The sequence below is a fragment of the Phyllobacterium sp. LjRoot231 genome (assembly GCF_964253365.1).
In the GTDB taxonomy this organism is placed as follows: domain Bacteria; phylum Pseudomonadota; class Alphaproteobacteria; order Rhizobiales; family Rhizobiaceae; genus Phyllobacterium.
In genome coordinates this window covers 3,605,994-3,624,151 of record NZ_CAXUQT020000001.1, presented here as the reverse complement: position 1 = coordinate 3,624,151, position 18,158 = coordinate 3,605,994, and the positions used below count along the sequence as shown (strand labels likewise).

The 18,158-nt window shown below is 55.7% G+C and carries 18 protein-coding genes and 1 tRNA gene; 12 read left to right on the top strand and 7 right to left on the bottom strand.

Annotation, left to right across the window (positions count from 1 at the left end):
* Positions 1-10: 10 nt before the first annotated feature.
* The 3 genes from ribH to ACSQ3H_RS18030 all read left to right on the top strand — a co-directional run bounded on the left by ribH (position 11) and on the right by ACSQ3H_RS18030 (position 3,710).
* Positions 11-472, top strand: coding sequence for a 6,7-dimethyl-8-ribityllumazine synthase (gene ribH, locus ACSQ3H_RS18040; RefSeq protein WP_436118299.1), 462 nt, complete (start codon positions 11-13; stop codon positions 470-472).
* Positions 473-477: 5 nt separating this feature from the next.
* Positions 478-984, top strand: a complete 507-nt coding sequence (gene nusB / locus ACSQ3H_RS18035) for a transcription antitermination factor NusB (RefSeq protein ID WP_436118298.1) — start codon at positions 478-480, stop codon at positions 982-984.
* A gap of 572 nt (positions 985-1,556) precedes the next feature.
* The gene (locus ACSQ3H_RS18030; protein ID WP_436118297.1) at positions 1,557-3,710 is read left to right on the top strand and encodes a sodium-translocating pyrophosphatase; all 2,154 of its coding nucleotides are present in this window, start codon (positions 1,557-1,559) and stop codon (positions 3,708-3,710) included.
* Between the two features lie 66 nt (positions 3,711-3,776).
* Here the strand turns inward: ACSQ3H_RS18030 and ACSQ3H_RS18025 are convergent, their stop codons facing one another.
* Positions 3,777-4,298 (bottom strand): outer membrane protein assembly factor BamE, encoded by a 522-nt coding sequence (locus tag ACSQ3H_RS18025; RefSeq protein ID WP_436119488.1) that lies wholly within the window; start codon positions 4,296-4,298, stop codon positions 3,777-3,779.
* A 125-nt stretch (positions 4,299-4,423) separates the two neighbouring features.
* Here ACSQ3H_RS18025 and ACSQ3H_RS18020 point away from each other — a divergent pair, with 125 nt between their 5' ends.
* The 6 genes from ACSQ3H_RS18020 to ACSQ3H_RS17995 all read left to right on the top strand — a co-directional run bounded on the left by ACSQ3H_RS18020 (position 4,424) and on the right by ACSQ3H_RS17995 (position 8,820).
* Positions 4,424-4,975 carry a ubiquinol-cytochrome C chaperone family protein gene (locus ACSQ3H_RS18020; protein ID WP_436118296.1) on the top strand — a complete coding sequence of 184 codons (552 nt, stop codon included), beginning with the start codon at positions 4,424-4,426 and terminating at the stop codon, positions 4,973-4,975.
* 24 nt (positions 4,976-4,999) lie between these two features.
* The gene (locus ACSQ3H_RS18015; protein WP_436118295.1) at positions 5,000-5,566 is read left to right on the top strand and encodes a YceD family protein; all 567 of its coding nucleotides are present in this window, start codon (positions 5,000-5,002) and stop codon (positions 5,564-5,566) included.
* Positions 5,567-5,642: 76 nt separating this feature from the next.
* Positions 5,643-6,728: a phosphate acyltransferase PlsX gene (plsX, locus tag ACSQ3H_RS18010; RefSeq protein WP_436118294.1), complete on the top strand. Its 1,086-nt coding sequence runs from the start codon at positions 5,643-5,645 to the stop codon at positions 6,726-6,728.
* The gene (locus tag ACSQ3H_RS18005) at positions 6,725-7,696 is read left to right on the top strand and encodes a beta-ketoacyl-ACP synthase III (RefSeq protein WP_436118293.1); all 972 of its coding nucleotides are present in this window, start codon (positions 6,725-6,727) and stop codon (positions 7,694-7,696) included. The genes plsX and ACSQ3H_RS18005 overlap by 4 nt, the downstream gene beginning before the upstream one ends.
* 111 nt (positions 7,697-7,807) lie before the next feature.
* Positions 7,808-8,128, top strand: a complete 321-nt coding sequence (locus ACSQ3H_RS18000; RefSeq protein WP_106716952.1) for an integration host factor subunit alpha — start codon at positions 7,808-7,810, stop codon at positions 8,126-8,128.
* Between the two features lie 134 nt (positions 8,129-8,262).
* Positions 8,263-8,820, top strand: coding sequence for a MerR family transcriptional regulator (locus tag ACSQ3H_RS17995; protein ID WP_436118292.1), 558 nt, complete (start codon positions 8,263-8,265; stop codon positions 8,818-8,820).
* Positions 8,821-8,969: 149 nt separating this feature from the next.
* Here the strand turns inward: ACSQ3H_RS17995 and ACSQ3H_RS17990 are convergent, their stop codons facing one another.
* The 6 genes from ACSQ3H_RS17990 to ACSQ3H_RS17965 form a co-directional block, all read right to left on the bottom strand.
* Complete coding sequence (locus tag ACSQ3H_RS17990; protein ID WP_436118291.1) at positions 8,970-9,281, bottom strand: hypothetical protein; 312 nt, start codon at positions 9,279-9,281, stop codon at positions 8,970-8,972.
* Positions 9,282-9,297: 16 nt separating this feature from the next.
* A complete protein-coding gene (locus tag ACSQ3H_RS17985) occupies positions 9,298-9,549 on the bottom strand; it encodes a hypothetical protein (protein WP_436118290.1) in 252 nt (83 codons plus the stop codon).
* Positions 9,550-9,594: 45 nt separating this feature from the next.
* Positions 9,595-10,359 (bottom strand): membrane-anchored protein, encoded by a 765-nt coding sequence (locus ACSQ3H_RS17980; RefSeq protein WP_436118289.1) that lies wholly within the window; start codon positions 10,357-10,359, stop codon positions 9,595-9,597.
* A 41-nt stretch (positions 10,360-10,400) separates the two neighbouring features.
* Positions 10,401-10,754, bottom strand: a complete 354-nt coding sequence (locus ACSQ3H_RS17975; protein ID WP_436118288.1) for a hypothetical protein — start codon at positions 10,752-10,754, stop codon at positions 10,401-10,403.
* A 140-nt stretch (positions 10,755-10,894) separates the two neighbouring features.
* Entirely contained in the window at positions 10,895-14,008 is a 3,114-nt protein-coding gene (locus ACSQ3H_RS17970; RefSeq protein WP_436118287.1) for an autotransporter outer membrane beta-barrel domain-containing protein, read from the bottom strand.
* 231 nt (positions 14,009-14,239) lie between these two features.
* The gene (locus tag ACSQ3H_RS17965; protein WP_436118286.1) at positions 14,240-15,649 is read right to left on the bottom strand and encodes a DUF1254 domain-containing protein; all 1,410 of its coding nucleotides are present in this window, start codon (positions 15,647-15,649) and stop codon (positions 14,240-14,242) included.
* A gap of 207 nt (positions 15,650-15,856) precedes the next feature.
* Here ACSQ3H_RS17965 and ACSQ3H_RS17960 point away from each other — a divergent pair, with 207 nt between their 5' ends.
* From ACSQ3H_RS17960 to ACSQ3H_RS17950, 3 genes are all read left to right on the top strand, one after another.
* The gene (locus ACSQ3H_RS17960) at positions 15,857-16,381 is read left to right on the top strand and encodes a GNAT family N-acetyltransferase (RefSeq protein WP_436118285.1); all 525 of its coding nucleotides are present in this window, start codon (positions 15,857-15,859) and stop codon (positions 16,379-16,381) included.
* Between the two features lie 106 nt (positions 16,382-16,487).
* A tRNA-Pro gene (locus ACSQ3H_RS17955) sits at positions 16,488-16,564 on the top strand.
* 507 nt (positions 16,565-17,071) lie between these two features.
* Positions 17,072-18,118 carry an SPFH domain-containing protein gene (locus ACSQ3H_RS17950; protein ID WP_436118284.1) on the top strand — a complete coding sequence of 349 codons (1,047 nt, stop codon included), beginning with the start codon at positions 17,072-17,074 and terminating at the stop codon, positions 18,116-18,118.
* Positions 18,119-18,158: the final 40 nt, after the last annotated feature.

Genomic DNA, 18,158 nt, shown 5'->3' with positions numbered 1-18,158 from the left:
TGGAGCTATCATGTCGAAAAAAAAGGCGCGTGCGCCACATCTGTTGATCGTGGAAGCGCGATTCTATGAAGATTTGTCGGATGCCTTGCTGAATGGTGCCAAACTGGCGCTCGATGAAGCCAATGCCACCTACGATGTCGCCACTGTTCCCGGCGCACTGGAGGTGCCAGCCGTCATTTCGTTCGCACTCGATGGTGCAGAGGATGGCGGGACCGAGTATGATGGCTATGTAGCGCTTGGCACGGTCATCCGCGGCGAGACCTACCATTTTGATATCGTCGCTAATGAATCCTGCCGCGCGCTGATGGACCTTGCTGTGGAGGAAAGCATCGCCATCGGTAACGGCATCCTCACAGTCGAGAATGAAGAGCAGGCGTGGGTGCGTGCGCGGCGTGAAGACAAGGACAAGGGTGGCTTCGCCGCACGCGCTGCGCTGACCATGATTGCCCTCAAGGATAAGCTCGGAGCCTGAGACCCATGCCTTCTCCAAAAGACGAGCAGAGCCCTGTCGTTAAAACCGCAAATAAACGTGGCGTTGCCCGGCTGGCTGCGGTTCAGGCCCTCTATCAGATGGATGTCGCCGGTACCGGCGTGCTTGAGGTCGTGGCTGAATATGAGGAATATCGTCTCGGCAAGGAAGTCGACGGCAAACAGTATCTCGACGCCGATCCGCAGTGGTTTCGCGCCATTGTTTCAGGTGTCGTCGCCGATCAGACCACGCTTGATCCGATGATCCGTCAGGCTTTGACCGAAGACTGGCCGCTGTCACGTCTTGATTCGACGTTGCGTGCGATCTTGCGCGCCGGCATCTGGGAACTGAAGAACAAAGCTGATGTTCCGACCGCTGTCATCGTTTCGGAATATGTCGATATCGCCAAGGCGTTTTATACGGAAGAAGAACCGAAGCTCGTCAATGCGGTACTGGATCGGCTGGCTTTTGAAATTCGCGGCGAGAGCAAGGGCGTCAAGAGCCCAAGGCGTTAGCGAGGATCGCGAGGGGGATGGTTAGGCGGAAACTTCCAGTCATAGAAAAGTACAGCACCGGCAACGACAAGGCCCATTACCGGCATATACAGAATCGAAATTACTTGTAGCGTGGTCACGGTCTCATCCTTTTCAGGAATCTGCTTGCTGTAAAGTGTAGTGTGAATGCGCCCAGAAAACAAATGGTGCTTACGCCCGCTAACAATCGGGTAGGACCTGTTGAACCATTGAAACTCGAAATCAGCGGCGCCAAGCATCCGACCGCGAAAATTGCAATCCCCAATCCATTCAAAAAAGTGGCAAACAGCTTGATGCGCTCATTATAGATGACGTCCACTGGCAATCTTTCAGCTGCTTATTCAGCCTATTAGTTGCCTGTAATCCATACTCCCGCTAGCCCTACTTTCGTCGCTCATTCCACTAAGATGCGAAAGACCTTGACGTTTTCACATTTGCTTCGCTACTCCTTACAGATACGGTCGCGTTTCTGCCGGCCTGGCAGATTTCTTTGTGTGCCGTACCGAACCTGACCCGGGGAGGGGTTTTTCCGGTCAAAATTCTGAGGGAGTGGCATGACAATACTGTTTTTGGTCATTGCCTGCGGTCTGCTGTCTATCGTCTACGCTATCTGGGCCACCAAATCGGTGCTCGCGGCGGACCAGGGCAATGCACGCATGCAAGAAATCGCCGGTGCAATTCGCGAAGGCGCACAGGCATATCTCACACGTCAGTACACCACGATCGCCATCGTCGGCGCCGTCGTATTCCTCGCCGTCTGGTTTCTCCTGACGGGAACAGCGGCGATTGGCTTTATGATCGGTGCCGTTCTTTCAGGGCTTGCCGGTTTCATCGGCATGCATGTTTCTGTTCGTGCCAATGTCCGTACAGCACAGGCCGCTTCCCGCAGTCTTGCCGCTGGTCTTGAAATCGCTTTCAAGTCAGGCGCCATTACCGGCATGCTGGTCGCGGGTCTGGCCCTGCTTGGCGTGTCTGTATACTACTGGATACTGACCGGCCCGATGGGCTATGCGCCCGCTGATCGGACGGTGATCGATGCCCTGGTTTCCCTCGGGTTCGGTGCTTCTCTCATTTCCATCTTTGCCCGTCTCGGCGGCGGTATCTTTACCAAAGGCGCTGATGTCGGTGGCGATCTGGTCGGCAAGGTCGAGGCCGGAATTCCTGAGGACGACCCACGCAATCCGGCAACGATCGCAGACAATGTCGGCGATAATGTTGGCGATTGCGCCGGCATGGCAGCCGATCTGTTCGAGACCTATGCAGTGACGATTGTTGCCACCATGGTTCTCGCTGCGATCTTCTTCGGTGCGACACCGATCCTTAATGTGGTCATGCTCTACCCATTGGCCATCTGCGGCGCCTGCATCATCACGTCGATCGCCGGCACGTTTTTCGTCAAGCTCGGCGCCAACAATTCCATCATGGGTGCGCTCTACAAGGGTCTGATCGTGACGGGACTTCTGTCGATCCTCGGGCTTGCCGCAGCAACGTCCATGACGATCGGTTGGGGCGAGATTGGCACCGTTGCCGGAAAGGCCGTTACCGGGTCGAACTTGTTCATCTGCGGCTTGGTTGGACTCGTCGTCACAGGTCTGATCGTTGTGATTACCGAGTACTATACCGGTACCAACAAGCGCCCCGTCAATTCGATTGCCCAGGCGTCAGTTACCGGCCACGGCACCAATGTCATCCAGGGCCTCGCGGTTTCGCTCGAATCGACCGCGCTGCCTGCTTTGGTCATCGTTGGCGGTATCATCTCGACCTACCAGCTTGCCGGTCTGTTCGGCACCGGTATCGCGGTGACGGCAATGCTCGGTATTGCCGGTATGATCGTTGCGCTCGATGCATTCGGGCCAGTCACCGACAATGCTGGTGGTATTGCGGAAATGGCGGGTCTCGATCCGGAAGTGCGCAAGTCTACGGATGCGCTTGATGCGGTGGGCAACACCACCAAAGCGGTTACCAAAGGTTACGCGATCGGTTCTGCCGGTCTTGGTGCGTTGGTCCTGTTCGCGGCCTATGCCAATGATCTGCAGTTCTTCATCACCGAAGCCAACAAGGAAGGTGCGACGGTCTTCTCCTATTTCAAGGGAATTGGTACCATTTCCTTCGAACTGTCCAATCCTTATGTCGTGGCTGGTCTGATCTTCGGCGGTCTTATTCCCTACCTCTTCGGCGCTATGGCGATGACGGCCGTGGGCCGTGCTGCGGGCTCTGTGGTTGAAGAGGTGCGCCGCCAGTTCCGCGAAAAACCCGGTATCATGCTGGGGACGGAGCGGCCGGATTATGCGAGGGCGGTGGACATTCTCACCCGTGCCGCGATCAAGGAAATGGTGGTGCCGTCACTCCTGCCGGTACTGGCGCCGCTTGTGGTCTATTTCGGGGTGTTGCTGATTTCCGGCTCGAAGGCTTCGGCTTTCGCAGCTCTCGGTGCCTCGCTGCTCGGCGTCATCATCAATGGCATTTTCGTCGCGATTTCGATGACATCCGGTGGTGGCGCATGGGACAACGCGAAGAAGTCCTTTGAAGACGGTTTCGTGGATAAGAACGGCACCCGGCACATGAAGGGTTCGGAAGCGCACAAGGCGTCCGTGACCGGTGATACAGTGGGCGATCCCTATAAGGATACTGCGGGTCCCGCAGTCAATCCGGCAATCAAGATCACCAACATCGTTGCCTTGCTGCTGTTGGCTGTACTCGCGCACTGATCACTCTCAGCTTTCCAACAAGAAACCCGCGAAACATGTTTCGCGGGTTTTTCTTTGGAGTGTTTGTTAGTCCGGTGCGCCCCCGGTAGGAGTGCCGCCGGCAGCGGGCAGAGAGCCCGGGGCCTTGCCGACGCCCTGCAGCAACTGGCCGAGGAACGAAAGGTCCTTGCCGCCTGTCGGAGTGGTGCGGGAAATGAAGTCGAATACCTTGCCATCCTGCAATCCATAATTGGAAATGCTGGCAACTTTACTGTCCTTGTCGAAATAGACGGCCAGGATGCGGCGTTCCGTAACCTTTGGCTGCATGAAGGCGACGCTGCGATGGGCCTTCTGCGAGATGTAGTAAAATACCTCATTGTCGAATGTCGCTGTCGTCGACGGACTGCCAAGCGACAGGATCACCTGTTCACGGCTGGAGCCCACAGGAACGAACTCCAGCGTCTTTTCGTCAAGGACATATCCTTGCGTCAGTGTCTCGGATGGATTGAGGTTGGCAGTATTGCAGCCAGCGAGCCCCGTAGCCAAAAAAAGGGTTCCGGCGAGAAGGTATTCCCTTGAACGGCCGGTCTTGAAAATCCGCTGCAGCAACGACATCTCCATTTCAAACTGGGCGCAAGTCTTTCGCTGCCCGCAGAACTTCGGTAAACCACCTTGAAGTCCGATGCAACACGCGACTCGTGATGCATGGAGGACTCAAGTTGAGGCCTAACTACATGATTCTCAGTCTATTCAGCCGCAAGGCCAAAGCAAATGAGGCGATTACCATTGCCCTCTACGATGCGATCGTGGCAGCGGCGCGGCAGCCGTATTTTTATTCTGACCTGGAGGTACCGGATTCGCCGCTTGGCCGTTATGAAATGCTCTCCTTGCATGTTTTTCTGTTTGTTCGGCGTATCAAGGGCAGGACCCCGGCGCTGAAATCGATCGGCCAGGAAGTGACGGACGAGTTCTTCAGGGATGTCGATCATTCATTGCGGGAACTCGGCATCGGAGATTCTGGTGTACCGAAGCGCATGAAGAAACTGGCGCGCATGTTTTACGGCCGTATCGAATCCTACGACAAGGCACTTGAAAACAATGACCACCCGGCATTGGTTGCCGCGCTTGCCCGCAATGTTCGGCCTGACAACGAAAACTGGTCGGGTGCAACCGCGCTGGCAGATTATGTCGGGCAGGTGGTCCAGCAACTGGAGAGCCAGCCGGACGATGTGCTCGCAAGCGGGAAAGTGATATTTCCTGACGCCAGCGCTCGTGAAGCGCCATAGAATTGACAGAGGAAAAGCAACGTGATGACGAGAAAAACTGACGGAGCCCTGAGCTTTCCTGTTTCAGTAAACCGGCTGCCGCAAAAGGGCGTCACCATCAAGATCGATGCCAATCAACGCGAACGCGAGGCACTGCGCGACTTTCACGAACTCGAAGATGTCAAATCCTTCAAGGCCGATCTGCAGATCGTGCCTTGGAAAAAAGACGGCATTCGTGTTCGTGGTACTGTTAAAGCAGAGATTGTCCAGTCATGCATCGTTACCTTGGAACCGATTGATGCGACCGTCGAGGCCGAGATCGATACGCTTTTTGTGCCGGAGAATTCCCGGCTTGCCCGTTTGCCGCTCGATGAGAATGGCGAACTCATTATCAGTGCCGAAGGGCCAGACGCACCGGAGACGTTTTCCGGCGACAGGCTTGACGCCGGTGCTATCGCCGAGGAGTTTTTTGAGCTTGCAATCGATCCCTATCCACGCAAGCAAGAAATAGAGGCCGCGCCACCGGTCGTGGTGAGTTTTGGTGAGGACGACGAGGCGGAAAAGCCCGCCAAACCATTCGCCGGTCTGAAGGATTGGAAACAGAAGACTTGATTGGTGCCATGTCCTCGGCATAAGTAATGCCGCCCGGATACGCGCATACGCACTGAACAGGACAGGACAATCAAGAGTGATCAGAATTTCCATTGATGCCATGGGCGGTGATTTCGGTCCTGAGATCGTCATCCCCGGCATGGCAACGGCGCTGGAGCGCCATCCTGATATCAGGTTCGTGATTTTTGGACGAGAAGAAGAGGTCCAGCCGCACCTGGCAAAACATCAGGCGCTGTCCAACGCGTCGACCTTCCATCATTGCGATGTTTCTGTGCGCATGGACGAGAAGCCGAGCCAGGCCCTGCGCAATGGTCGCTGGAAATCGTCCATGTGGCGTTCCATCGAAGCGGTAAAGACAGGCGAGGCGGATGTTTGCGTTTCCGCCGGCAATACTGGTGCGCTGATGGCTATGTCGAAGTTTTGCCTGCGTACCATGGCGAATGTCGAGCGGCCCGCCATCGCGGGCATATGGCCGACTTTGCGCGGCGAAAGCATCGTCCTTGATATCGGCGCCACCATCGGTGCGGATGCGCAGCAACTGGTAGACTACGCAGTGATGGGAGCAGCCATGGCGCGCTCCCTTTTTGACATCGAGCGTCCCACGATTGGCCTTCTGAATGTCGGGGTCGAAGAGATCAAAGGCCAGGATGACGTCAAGGACGCTGCGCGAATCCTGCGTGAAATCCCGCTGCCGAGCCTTGAATATTACGGCTTCGTCGAAGGCAATGACATCGGCAAAGGTACGGTCGATGTTGTCGTGACGGAAGGATTTGCTGGAAATATCGCGCTGAAGGCCGCCGAAGGCACCGCAAAGCAGTTCGCGCAATATCTGCGCGAGGCGATGAGCCGTACACTGATGGCAAGGATTGGCTACATATTCGCCAAGGGTGCATTTAATCGGCTGCGTGAGAAGATGGATCCCCGCAAGACCAATGGCGGTGTGTTCCTTGGCCTTAATGGTGTCGTTATCAAGAGTCATGGAGGCACGGATGCTTTGGGCTTTGCCTCGGCCATCGACGTAGGATACGACATGGCCCATAACAAGCTCCTGGACAAGATCGCTGCGGATCTTAGCCATTTCCACAAAAGCCCGGTCGGTGTTGCTTTCAAGGGCGAACCCGAGGCCGACGCAGAAGCTGAAATAGAGCAGGAAAGTAAATGATCAGATCAGTTGTCAGAGGTATAGGGGCGGCCAAGCCGGCACGCCTGGTCAAGAACGCTGATCTGGAAGGCATTGTCGAAACAAGCGACGAATGGATCGTCCAGCGTACGGGTATCCGCCAGCGTTATATCGCTGGTGAGGGCGAGACGACGGCTTCGCTCGGCGAGGCGGCGGCACGAGCCGCGCTGGACAATGCCGGCCTCACGCCCGACGATATCGATCTGATCATCCTGGCTACTTCGACGCCGGACAACACATTTCCCGCGTCTGCCGTCGACATCCAGGCACGTCTTGGCATGACACATGGCTTTGCGTTCGACATGCAGGCGGTCTGCTCGGGCTTCGTCTACGCCATTACCACTGCCGATCTCTATATTCGCGGCGGCATGGCCAAGCGCGTTCTGGTAATCGGGTCGGAGACGTTCTCGCGCATCCTCGACTGGAAAGATCGCACGACATGCGTCTTGTTCGGTGATGGCGCCGGTGCTGTTGTTCTGGAAGCCGGCGAGGGCCGTGGGCTGACCTCCGATCGCGGCGTCCTCACCGCCAATCTGCGCTCGGACGGATCGCACAAGCAGAAACTATATGTAGATGGCGGACCATCCACGACGCAGACAGTCGGGCATCTGCGCATGGAGGGCCGGGAGGTCTTCAAGCATGCCGTTGGCATGGTCACCGACGTCATCGAAGCGGCGTTTTCCGAGGCAGGAATTACCGCTGCGGACATTGATTGGTTCGTCCCGCACCAGGCCAACAAGCGCATCATCGACGCCACGGCGAAGAAGCTTGATCTCCCCGCCGAGAAGGTCGTTATCACCGTTGACCAACACGGAAATACTTCAGCCGCTTCAGTACCCTTAGCTCTTGCGACCGCTGTCGGCGACGGCCGAATCAAGCAAGGCGATCTGGTGCTCCTCGAAGCCATGGGTGGGGGGTTTACGTGGGGAGCAGTTCTGCTACGGTGGTAGCAGGTCTTTTGGGCTAGCAGTTTCGTTCAACCCGCTTGCCCGATTGGTTTTCATTCTATAACTTCCGCTGTCACCTGGTAGTTTTGCAACAAACGAGAGCTTTGAGATCGTATGGGGGGTAAGACCATTACGCGCGCTGATCTGGCTGAAGCAGTCTATCGTAAGGTAGGGCTTTCGCGAACAGAGTCAGCTTCACTTGTCGAAACGATTCTTGATGAGGTATGTGACGCAATTGTTCGTGGCGAGACCGTCAAATTGTCGTCTTTCGCCACGTTCCAGGTAAGAGACAAGAACGAACGCATTGGCCGCAACCCGAAGACGGGTGAAGAGGTTCCGATCCTCCCGCGCCGGGTCATGACGTTCAAGGCGTCCAACGTACTGAAGCAGCGCATTTTGCGCTCGCACCAGACGCGCAAGAAGAAAACGGCCTGAATATAGCTCGATTCGCGTCCTTACACGCTGCGGATGCAAGATTGCTGTGGTGTAATTCAGCGCCAGCTTGAAAAATGGTCGATAAACCGCTGAAATAGAGGTCGAATCAGAATTTCTCCTGAGAGGGTGAAATCATGGACAAGAGTCCCGACGCATTTAGAACCATCAGCGAAGTTGCCGAAGACCTCGATTTGCCCCAGCATGTCCTGCGGTTCTGGGAAACACGCTTCACGCACATCAAACCGATGAAACGCGGCGGTGGCCGGCGATATTATCGCCCGCTGGACGTCGATCTTCTGAAAGGCATCCGCCACCTGCTCTATGATCAGGGTTATACGATCAAGGGCGTGCAGCGGCTTCTACGGGAAAACGGCACGCAGTTCATCATTGCCCTGGGCAGCGGCGATACAGCGGCAGCCGAAGCGATCAGCCAGCAGAAGCAGGCCTCAGCCCGCCAGGAGGAAGCACTTGCCGCCGAGCAGGATCGGGTTGACGCCGACGAAGAGGCTGCGGTTATGGGAACGCCGAAATCTGCGCCCCACGGCAGGCGTCTGTTCGGCCTGATCAAGGGCGATGATGAAGGCCCGGTTGCCGCTGATGGCAAACGGCTTTCCAAAGACAATCGTACGCTTCTTCAGGAAACCCTGTTCGACCTGCTTGAATGCAAGCGTCTGCTTGATCAGGTCCGTTGATTTGTCACACCAATAAAAAAGCCCAGCTCCCACCGAAGTGAGAGCTGGGACTCGGGGTTGGCTGTGGGGTTGCAGCCTAGCTGGTTGGGGGACCAGTTTCCGTAAAACGCCGTTGTGCTGCAAAGGTTCCGCGGAAATAAAAATTTTTTCTAGCGAGCCAGCATGCCGATAATGACGCCGAGGCCAGCGATAATCATCAGGGTCGAAACCGAATTCTGTGTTGGCGTATCGGCGATTTTCCTCGCCTGATGGCCCAGAGCACTGGCAGCGCGGGCACCGCGTTCCTTGATTTCATCAAATGTCGAGCTTTCGTCGTCATCCGATAAATTGTCGATGAATTCGATACCCCTGTCGGACAGGGTCTTGGTAATTGCCGCCAGATCACGTTTCAAATCGGCGATTTCACGTCTGAGTCTCGCCTTGTCTGTCTCACTTTGCATCGCTTCAGTCATATCGTCCATGGGAGTCATCCTTGTATCAACGGCGTGAGAAGAGCCCGATCAGCAGGGCGGCACCGGCAACGAGCGCCAGCGTGGCCACGGGATTTTCCTTGGCGGTATCGGCGGCATAGCGCGCCTGCCGCGATGCAACACGCTTTACCTCATCGAATCGTTCGGAGCTCAGATCAGACAAACTGGCCGAAATTTTCGAAATCTCGTTGCGCAAGGCAGCAATCTGCGCCTCGACGTCACCTTGGATATCATCTGCGTTTTTGGAAAATATTGCCATTTGACGCTCCTGTTAATTACAAGAGCTATAACGGACCTTCAGCGCTTATGTTCCCGCCGGACCGATTAACCGAGCAGTTGCGGCGAGGGCTTTGCCTTCCCAGAGCGGCAGTCCTACGGACTCTGCGACTTCAGGGTCCGCGGTGTAAACCGGATAACCCTGCCGCAACAGCGCCAACAATATGTCGCTGTCCATCTGCACATGGAGCCGGGACAGGTTCTCCTGGTTATAGACGTGCCCGGTAGAATTCGGATTGATTCCGCTGATGATAACGGCTGTGGCACCGTTGAGCAGGGCGAAGAGCACAGCGATCACACCGTTCGAACATTTGGAGATTGCGTCCAGTTCGAAGACCTTCAGCCCACACACCTTTTCCACCAACGCGATACGCTCATACCGGTTGACGATCTGAACATTGTCATAGCGATAGTCGAATGCTTTCAGGTGCTCGTTCAGGCTTGCCAGACCCTTGCGCCACAGCAGAGCGTAAAGCATGCCCGTGCGTTCGCCGAAGAGTACGCGGCGAACCTCGACTGCGTTGGTGTTGGTGCCATCGAGCTGTCTATACTGCATAAGCGTAACGTCGGGCACCGCGACGCCCCATTTCCTGGTTACTGTCTGGGAACCATTGATGGTGATCACGCGAAATGTTTCGTCAAAATCGATGGGCTTGTGCGAAACCGGAGCCGAGCCGACAACAACGACGGGTCCGTCAAACGGCACCGGCAGGGTCGGCGCCTTGGGGCGGCGGAGCACATATTTTAGTCTCCGGAACAGAAGTGTCTTTTTCTCCGAAAACGATGCGGTCATTCACCAAATCTCCAGCCCATATGCCTTTACTCGACCAGAGTCTAAATTGGCGTGATGCGAACCTTGTACTGGCCGACTTTCGGTGAAGTCCCCAGAATCTGCAATTCTCCGTCCTCGAACCTGAAAATAGAGGAGGTCAGTCTGAATTCCGTATGCACGTGGACAGGATTCAAGTCACCCTTTTCGGTAAAGCGTACCGGCGAAATCTCGTCGTCCCGAAAACTTATGTGAACCCGTGTGCGTTCATCGACATCCCGATCACTTCGAAATGAAATATCGGCCTCAAACCGGCACCGGTCGCCTCGATCTCTGTTGATGCCGGAATATTCCACGAAATTGGCCAATGCTTCCCAGTTAGCGTCTTCGTCTACACTGTCTGTCTCTGGGCGTTCCATTGGATGATCTCTTGTCGGGTGCGCAGGTGAAGGCTTGAAATTCCGTAGAATCTATTGCGTTCACCATACGCGCACTCATTTCCCCGGCATACCGAAATCGGAGCATGTTCGGTGCGCAAACGCTGTCGGCCGTGAAACTCTCAGAACTTGAAGGAGATATCGGCTTTAAATCCATTGTCCTGCGCTTTGCTGCCGAACTGTCCGGTGTAGGACAGGCCAAGGGTCGCACTGTGCGTAATATTGAGTTCAAGACCCGCTTCGAGCGCCAGCGCATCCTGATCGATGGGCACGCCCCATATAGTGAAGGCATCACTGCCTGTGAAAGCGAGTCGGGATTGCGGTGTTGTATCGTCGAACGCATGACGCCAGCCCAACATGCCACGCGCTGTTGCCGACATGCCGCTCACTACGAAATCCGTGGAGGCCCGGAAGCCAAGGGTCGAAAAGGTAGTGTTCGTGGTTTCACTCGATGCCGATAGCGCCGCTGCGCCACCGGATTCGGAAAATGAATCGCTCCTGAAGTTGACATATGCCAAATTGGCGAAAGGCTCGAACGCAACCCGACTGGTATCGATGCGATAGCCGAGTTCGCCGAAGACCTGAGCTGTTCCGGCATCATAATCCGCATTCAAATCGTTGGTGAAACCCGGGAACACCACCGAGCGATCGGTTTCGATATTGTTCCAGGTATAGGCCGCACCGGCGCGGAAGCCGAGATTGCCCCATTGCGAGCCGCCATAGACGCCAAGATGATAATTGTCGCTGTCACCTGACGATGAGCGATCATCGACATCGAACGACGTGTGGCTATATCCGGTAAGCATGCCGACACGCCAGTTACCACCCACAAGAGCGTCGGCACCGACGACAAAACCGCCGGTCGAACGGTCGAGAGATGCAGCACTGCCATCGCTATCCGTCGAGCCCCAATTGCCGAATCCCGTTCCCCAGATGCCGAATTTCTCGGTTGTAGCGGGCGCGAGTTCCGGGCCGCCTTCGCCATAGGCCATAATCGGCACTGCAGCCGTGGCCACGCCACCAAAGGAACTCCGGACCCTGTTGATAGCCGCATCGCGGATGAAATGGCTGTCTTCGATCAATGCTGTCTTGGTCGAAGCGTAAATTTCGCCGGACAATGAATCGAATGCATCGCGGGCCGTTGCCGCATCGAGGACGAGAAGGCTGTTGTAGAGCGCCAGTGAGCTGCCGCTCTGAACCAGGGTGTCGAGAGCACCAGCCGTCGCGAACTGGTTGCGCGTCTGGGCAGCCGTCACAAATACCTGCGGCGGACCAGGCGGATTTGGTGGATTGGGTGGCGTCTGTTGCACCGCAATCGTCAAGTCGACGGCATTGGCAGTATTGGCGAGCGTCGCGCTCAAAAATGCGGAATTACTCAGTACGTTTGGATCAAAGGTGCCACTGACGCCGCCTTGCGCCGTCAAGATCCTGTAGGTTTGACCATTCTGGTAGCTTGTCTGCGGATCAAGTGTGGTCACCGCCACCGAACCGCCCTGCAAGGTTGCAACACCCGTAGCGGCGATGAGGTCGGATGCGCCCGATCCGGCGAGTTCAACACTGTAGATCGAACCCGCAGCAAGCGTGATGTTTCCGGCGACATTCAGCGTCCCGATCGAGTTGCCCGGCGCAATGGTAGCGCCGGAAGCCACGATGGTATTGCCGACCGTGCCGATACCGCCAAGCGTAGCACCATTCATCACGTCGACAGCGCCAATCGTGCCATTCACGGAAAGCGTGCCTTGATTGACTGTCGTTCCACCTGTGTAGGTGTTGATACCCGATAGCGTCAGCGTGCCTGTCCCGGTCTTGATCAGAGAAGCGCCGGTGCCACCATTGGCGCCACCGTCCTGGATCACGCCGGAGAATGTAGTGGACAGATTGTTTGAGCCGACGGTGAAATCGATTGCTCCGAGCCTCAACTGACCGCTGCCTTCGATCGAGCCGGCCGTATCTGCCGTATTGGCACTTCTCGAAAAGTCGACGAAGCCTGTGCCGATTGCAACCAGGCTAGCGTTCCCGGCCGTACTGTTGTCGTCGAAGAACGTGCCACCGCCATTATCATTGGTGATCGTGGCGCTTCCGGCCGTGCTTGTATTGAAGAAATTTGTGCGTCCACCGTTTAAGTTGGTGATCGACGCGTTACCCGCAGTGCTGGTGCTATCAAATTCGGTCGTCGAACTGTTAAGTGTTCCGACGCCACTGTTTGTAATAATGGCGTTGCCTGCCGACGTGCCTCCATCGGCGAATATGACCTGGCTCCCGGTAGTGTTGTTTATTATTGCAGCACCCGCCGTGCTGTTACCAAGAAAACGAACTGTTCCGGTGTCGGAGCTCATATTCATAGTGGCATTGCCGCCAGTCGCATTCTGCGAGAATAAAATTGTGGCAGTTCCGCTTAGCGTAGCATTGCCTGCAGTGCTGTTGCCTTGAAAGCGGACATCGCCACCGGGTAGGGAAAAATTGGCATTGCCGGCCGTGCTGGTATCGTTGAAGACAGTGAGACTTGGGTCGCCGGGGCTTATGGCGTTGGTGATAGTCGCGTTGCCGGCCGTGCTGCCGCTGTTGAAAACGGTTTGGCCACCTTCACGGTTTATAATGGTAGCGCTTCCAGCCGAGCCACCGACGAAAAGTGTCGCGCCTGTGGATTCGTTGGTGATGTTCAATGATTGAGCATCGAAGCCATTGGTCAACTGGAGTTCGGCAGAGGCACCCCCGAACGCATTCCCGACGCTCACGGCGCCTGTTCCGAGCGCTCCTGTTGTCGTTGCGCGGAGGAATCCGGATGTAACGTCCGTCCCGCCGGAATATGTATTGGCAGCCGTCAGATATAGAAAGTCAGTGCCTGCCTGCGTTACGGTGCCGCCGGTAATAGTGGCTGACACCAGAGTAGCCGTTCCTGTGGAGTTAATCAGCCCAGTAGCAAAACTGACGCTGCCGGTTTGTACGACGTATTGGGTCGACGCACCGGTGAATTGCCAACTGTTGACCTCGTACGCAACGCCGCCAAGATCAACCGTTGCAGAGCCTGCACCATTGAACGCGGCGCTCTCTGTCGACGTATCTGGAACATCGGCAGGCGACGACCAGTTGCCAGGCGTACCATAATCGGGGGTTGCCCCAACCCACGTCTGCGCATTTGCTTCGTCGAAAACCGAGAGGGAGACCGTGGCAGCCATGCCGAGAACCGAGACCACGGTCAGCGCAGTCGATGCGCGCAAAGCTTTGCGTAGCGTCATACCAATACCTATCCCACCTTTTTATTCGCGCGAAGCCGCTAAGGTCCCCTCCGCCGCGTCGAATCTAGAAAATGCATAAAACGGTCATTAGTCGCTCGAGTCAAAGCTCACTTATAAATCTAAATATTTAGTTTTCGAATACAATCAGGGCGGGCATTCATGTTTGCGTGCAGGTGTTGCCGAATTGATACTTAACGCTGCTGCTCTGCAACCGGAGCGCGATCCAGCTGCCTACGTCATGCGCTTCATCGGCGGCTGCTTCCACGTGCCGTCGAGCGCTTGTTCTTTCGGCCAGTAGAGGCGCATCGCAATAAAGAAGGGACCCTTTGGGGCGGGCAGCCAGTTCGGTTCCTTGTCTTTGCCCGGAGATTCATTCTGGACATAGAATGTCAGGCTGCCATCGGGGTCCTTCATGAACTGCGGCAACATCGGCGAGTTGACGAGGTAGCGGTTGATTGGATTCGCGACGAGCAGGCTTGCGGGCAGATCATACATCGTCAGCGACCAGAAGGCGTTGACAGGCGGTAGTTGGCCCGGCGCGAAGTGCACAGAATATTGATGGGTGCCGTCGAGTTTCTGACCGTCCGCATCGACGGCATACACCGGATACATCGCTTCCTGTTTCGAATTGCCGTAAATACCGAGCTTGGCAGCCGCCATGCGGTACAGATAGTTGTTCTTCAAATACTCCCGCGTGCCGAACAGTTGTCCGGAGGTCACTTCCCCCGCATCTATTCGTTTACGCAAGTTCTCAAGGTCGACCCAGGCATCAGCCATTCCTTGTTCGATGGCGTTTTTCGTTTCGGGCGACAGCTTGCTTGCGTCGAAGGTCTTCCCCGCGCCGATCCCGATCTTGGCAAAACGCGCCATCAGTTCGGTTTCTGAAGGATCGGTCGGGCAATATTGCAGGATGAAGTTGAGGACGTTGAAAAACTCCAGCGATGCTTTCTCTTCGTCCGGTGTCAACGGTTTGATGAAATCAATCGTCGGTGCGGCTTTTGGCGCGGGCTGACCGAGAAACGCAGAAAGTGGCTCAGCCTTGTAGCCAGCCTGGATTTTCTTCACGTTGTCCAGATCACCGGGGTTGAAAAGTTGCGTGCGGTAGGCGGCGAGCACCAACTCGGTTTCCGAGCGGATCACTTTCTTCACGCCCTTGGGAGCCTCGCCTTTCCAGTCCGGCCCGGCGATGACGAAGCTGCCGCCATCATTGCCGGTCGCGCGGCTGCCAATATAGTCGAAGTTGAAGGTGTACACATCGATCAGCTGGATGCTGAAATAGCGGTCCTTTTCGATTGGCGGCACCGTCAACACCATCGGCTCTGCGCGCAAATCCATGCCGATCATCGAATAGGGCGTATCCGAGTTGGGCGTCTGGATCGCCGTGTCGGCGGGAGTGTAGACACGCGGGATGTTGACGAGATGGTTCCAGGGGTCTTTGAATTCGGGATTCTTGGCGTCGACGAAATAGGCGTATTCAATGCGGTAATTGTCCACCATCGGGAAGCCGTAGATATAGGCTTCCTTGGCAATCGTGCGGGCTTCATCCGGGCTGGCGCCGGTTTGGGCGCGCGCCGCCGTGAAATGCAAAGCCGGGAGCAGAGCAATCCCGCAAGCAAAGCCTCTGCGTGTTATGGTTGTCATGACCTTGATCCTCCCCAGTTCGATTTGAGCAGGTTGGCCGTCCAACATGCCCCGGTTCAGCAAGTGGGTTCCCGTCGGGAGGAAAAACAAGTACGTAACTGTTAATGCGCGGATTTCGGAGAAGGGCGTTCAGAATTTGGCGCCGCGCAAGAAAGCGGTTATCAAGCCTGGATCACTCGCAAACCCAACCTCACATCAAGTAAAACCATGATTGAAACAGACCGCCTGCTCCTGCGTCCGATCCGCATTGATGATTTTGAAACCTATACGGCTGTGTGGGTAAACAAGCCGATGGCCAACAACAATGCTCCCGGTCTAGCCCAGCTAAGCGAGGAAGAGATTTGGAATCGGTTGCTGCGTTGGATTGGACATTGGAAGACTTTCGACTTCGGTCCATTTGCCGTCATTGACCGTGTGTCCGGCACGGTTATCGGCGAGGTGGGGCTGGCGCACTTCCGTCGAGGTCATGGCCCTTCTTACGATGGTGTCCCGGAGGCCATGTGGAGGGTAGAACATTCCTGGCATGGACGAGGTATCGCAACCGAGGCTACGCAAGCCGCATTTGCCTGGTTCGACGCGAAGCAAATTTCAACTCGCACAGTTTGTATGATCGATACGTGGAATGATGCCTCGAAGAGGGTCGCGGGACGGCTGGGTTTCAAAATGTTCCGTGTTGCAACGCACCGAGGCAATTCCGTACAATTATTCGAGCGAGTGCTCGACTCGGACTGATTGATCTCGTGCATCCGGGAGTATCCGACCGAACTCACAATTTATTCTTTTTCTGATTTTTGCCCCTTGCGCAAGAAACCTTAGTAATCTAGGGCTTTCCCCGGTTCGGAGTGTAGCGCAGCCCGGTAGCGCACTTGACTGGGGGTCAAGGGGTCGTCGGTTCGAATCCGGCCACTCCGACCAATAATCACCTAACAAAAACAATATGTTAGGTTGTCAATTTGTCTATTCCAAAAGAAAGGTCGGTCTCAGTATGTCTGTGCCCGGCCTTTTTCTTTGAGTTTTGCGCTAATGAAGACACCCATGCCTTTCGATAGAGTCGTTCTAATCGCGAGCCACGGGGCGATCGATCAAGCCTAGCACCACACACTTTGAGGAAGACCCTAATTAACTGCAGCGTGACACAAACGGATTGCGCTCGCCGCGCTCGCCCCGAACCGTTCGGCTGCCTGACAGCGCGAAAGCCTCGCGTCAATCGCATTCAGAACACGGTAAACAAAGAATAATGGGAACATAGAAAGCATAAATATCCTATATTGAAAACGGAATTAAATATAAATAACGTATAAAGACAGATAGTTATTTGTCGAAATGTATATAAAATCAATTAATTCGTTTTTATCCTTCACGAAATAGGCGCATTTGAGTTTTTAGAAAGAACATGCGCTTAAATATGTAGAGGATGAAGTTGTGCAAAACGAACGAGGACCTTGGGGTTCGGCTCCCCAGCCGCCATTTAAGACCCCGCAACTGCCGCCTGCGCTGGCACGGCTTTTAGGTGTCGGCGGTTTCGCCATCGTTGCAATCGTAGCTCTTCTGCTCGGCAGCTTTTATGTCGTCCAACCAACGGAAATGGCGGGCGTGCGGCGGTTCGGAACAGTCGTCACCGACAAGCCTGTTGGGCCTGGGCTACATTTCAAGTTACCGTTTATTGATGTGGTCGATACCATCCAGACCAGTCTTGACACTCTCAATCTCAGCAATCTCACCGTCTACACGATTGACAACCAGGCGGTCACCGTCAGCCTCGGGGTCTCTTACAGGATCCCTGCGACTGCCGTCTTGAAGTTACTCTACCAGGTCGGCCGGACGGGAAACGTCGATATAACCGAGAACATCAGACCGATCCTCTCCGATAGGGTGCTTCGCGTCTTCGCTACACAGAGCACTGTCAGCATCTCCGCCAATCGCGAGCAGATTGCTGCCCAGATCACCAAGAACGTTGCCGAGGCACTGAACAGCATCTTTGGGCTGGAAATCACCGACCTGCAACTCAGCAGCATCACCTACAGTCCGAGCTTTCAGGCTTCGGTTGAAGCCGCGGTCCAAGCCAAGAACGATGCCATTCGTGCGGAGAATACGGTGACGAAAGTCCAGTACGAAGGCGAGCAGGCGAAAGTGCAGGCCGCCGCACAGGCCGCGGTACGCATTGCGCAAGCCAACGGCGAGGCGGAAGCGGCGATCGCTCAGGCGCGCGCCCAACGCGAGGCCTCAATCTTGCAGGCTGAAGGCACGGCTCAGGCGACCACGCTAACCGGGGAAGCTGAAGCGAAGATCATTCAGCAGGTCGGCTCCGCCGTCGCTTCCAACCCTGGTGTCGTCGCCTATGAGACGGCACACCGTTGGAACGGGATGATGCCCGCCACAATGCTGGGGAGCGGATCGAATCCGCTGACCATGCTCAATCTGCCGCCGACTGGTCAAAGTCGACCGAACGCAGAAAATGCACAAAAATAAAACGTTGGGGCGCGGATGTCGCTTAGCACTCAGGTGTAAG

Coding starts and splice junctions, on each gene's coding strand:
- ribH (WP_436118299.1), top strand. CDS start 11: ATGTCGAAAAAAAAGGCGCGTGCGCCACATCTGTTGATCGTGGAAGCG.
- nusB (WP_436118298.1), top strand. CDS start 478: ATGCCTTCTCCAAAAGACGAGCAGAGCCCTGTCGTTAAAACCGCAAAT.
- ACSQ3H_RS18030 (WP_436118297.1), top strand. CDS start 1,557: ATGACAATACTGTTTTTGGTCATTGCCTGCGGTCTGCTGTCTATCGTC.
- ACSQ3H_RS18020 (WP_436118296.1), top strand. CDS start 4,424: ATGATTCTCAGTCTATTCAGCCGCAAGGCCAAAGCAAATGAGGCGATT.
- ACSQ3H_RS18015 (WP_436118295.1), top strand. CDS start 5,000: ATGACGAGAAAAACTGACGGAGCCCTGAGCTTTCCTGTTTCAGTAAAC.
- ACSQ3H_RS18005 (WP_436118293.1), top strand. CDS start 6,725: ATGATCAGATCAGTTGTCAGAGGTATAGGGGCGGCCAAGCCGGCACGC.
- ACSQ3H_RS18000 (WP_106716952.1), top strand. CDS start 7,808: ATGGGGGGTAAGACCATTACGCGCGCTGATCTGGCTGAAGCAGTCTAT.
- ACSQ3H_RS17995 (WP_436118292.1), top strand. CDS start 8,263: ATGGACAAGAGTCCCGACGCATTTAGAACCATCAGCGAAGTTGCCGAA.
- ACSQ3H_RS17990 (WP_436118291.1), bottom strand. CDS start 9,281: ATGGACGATATGACTGAAGCGATGCAAAGTGAGACAGACAAGGCGAGA.
- ACSQ3H_RS17985 (WP_436118290.1), bottom strand. CDS start 9,549: ATGGCAATATTTTCCAAAAACGCAGATGATATCCAAGGTGACGTCGAG.
- ACSQ3H_RS17980 (WP_436118289.1), bottom strand. CDS start 10,359: ATGACCGCATCGTTTTCGGAGAAAAAGACACTTCTGTTCCGGAGACTA.
- ACSQ3H_RS17975 (WP_436118288.1), bottom strand. CDS start 10,754: ATGGAACGCCCAGAGACAGACAGTGTAGACGAAGACGCTAACTGGGAA.
- ACSQ3H_RS17970 (WP_436118287.1), bottom strand. CDS start 14,008: ATGACGCTACGCAAAGCTTTGCGCGCATCGACTGCGCTGACCGTGGTC.
- ACSQ3H_RS17965 (WP_436118286.1), bottom strand. CDS start 15,649: ATGACAACCATAACACGCAGAGGCTTTGCTTGCGGGATTGCTCTGCTC.
- ACSQ3H_RS17960 (WP_436118285.1), top strand. CDS start 15,857: ATGATTGAAACAGACCGCCTGCTCCTGCGTCCGATCCGCATTGATGAT.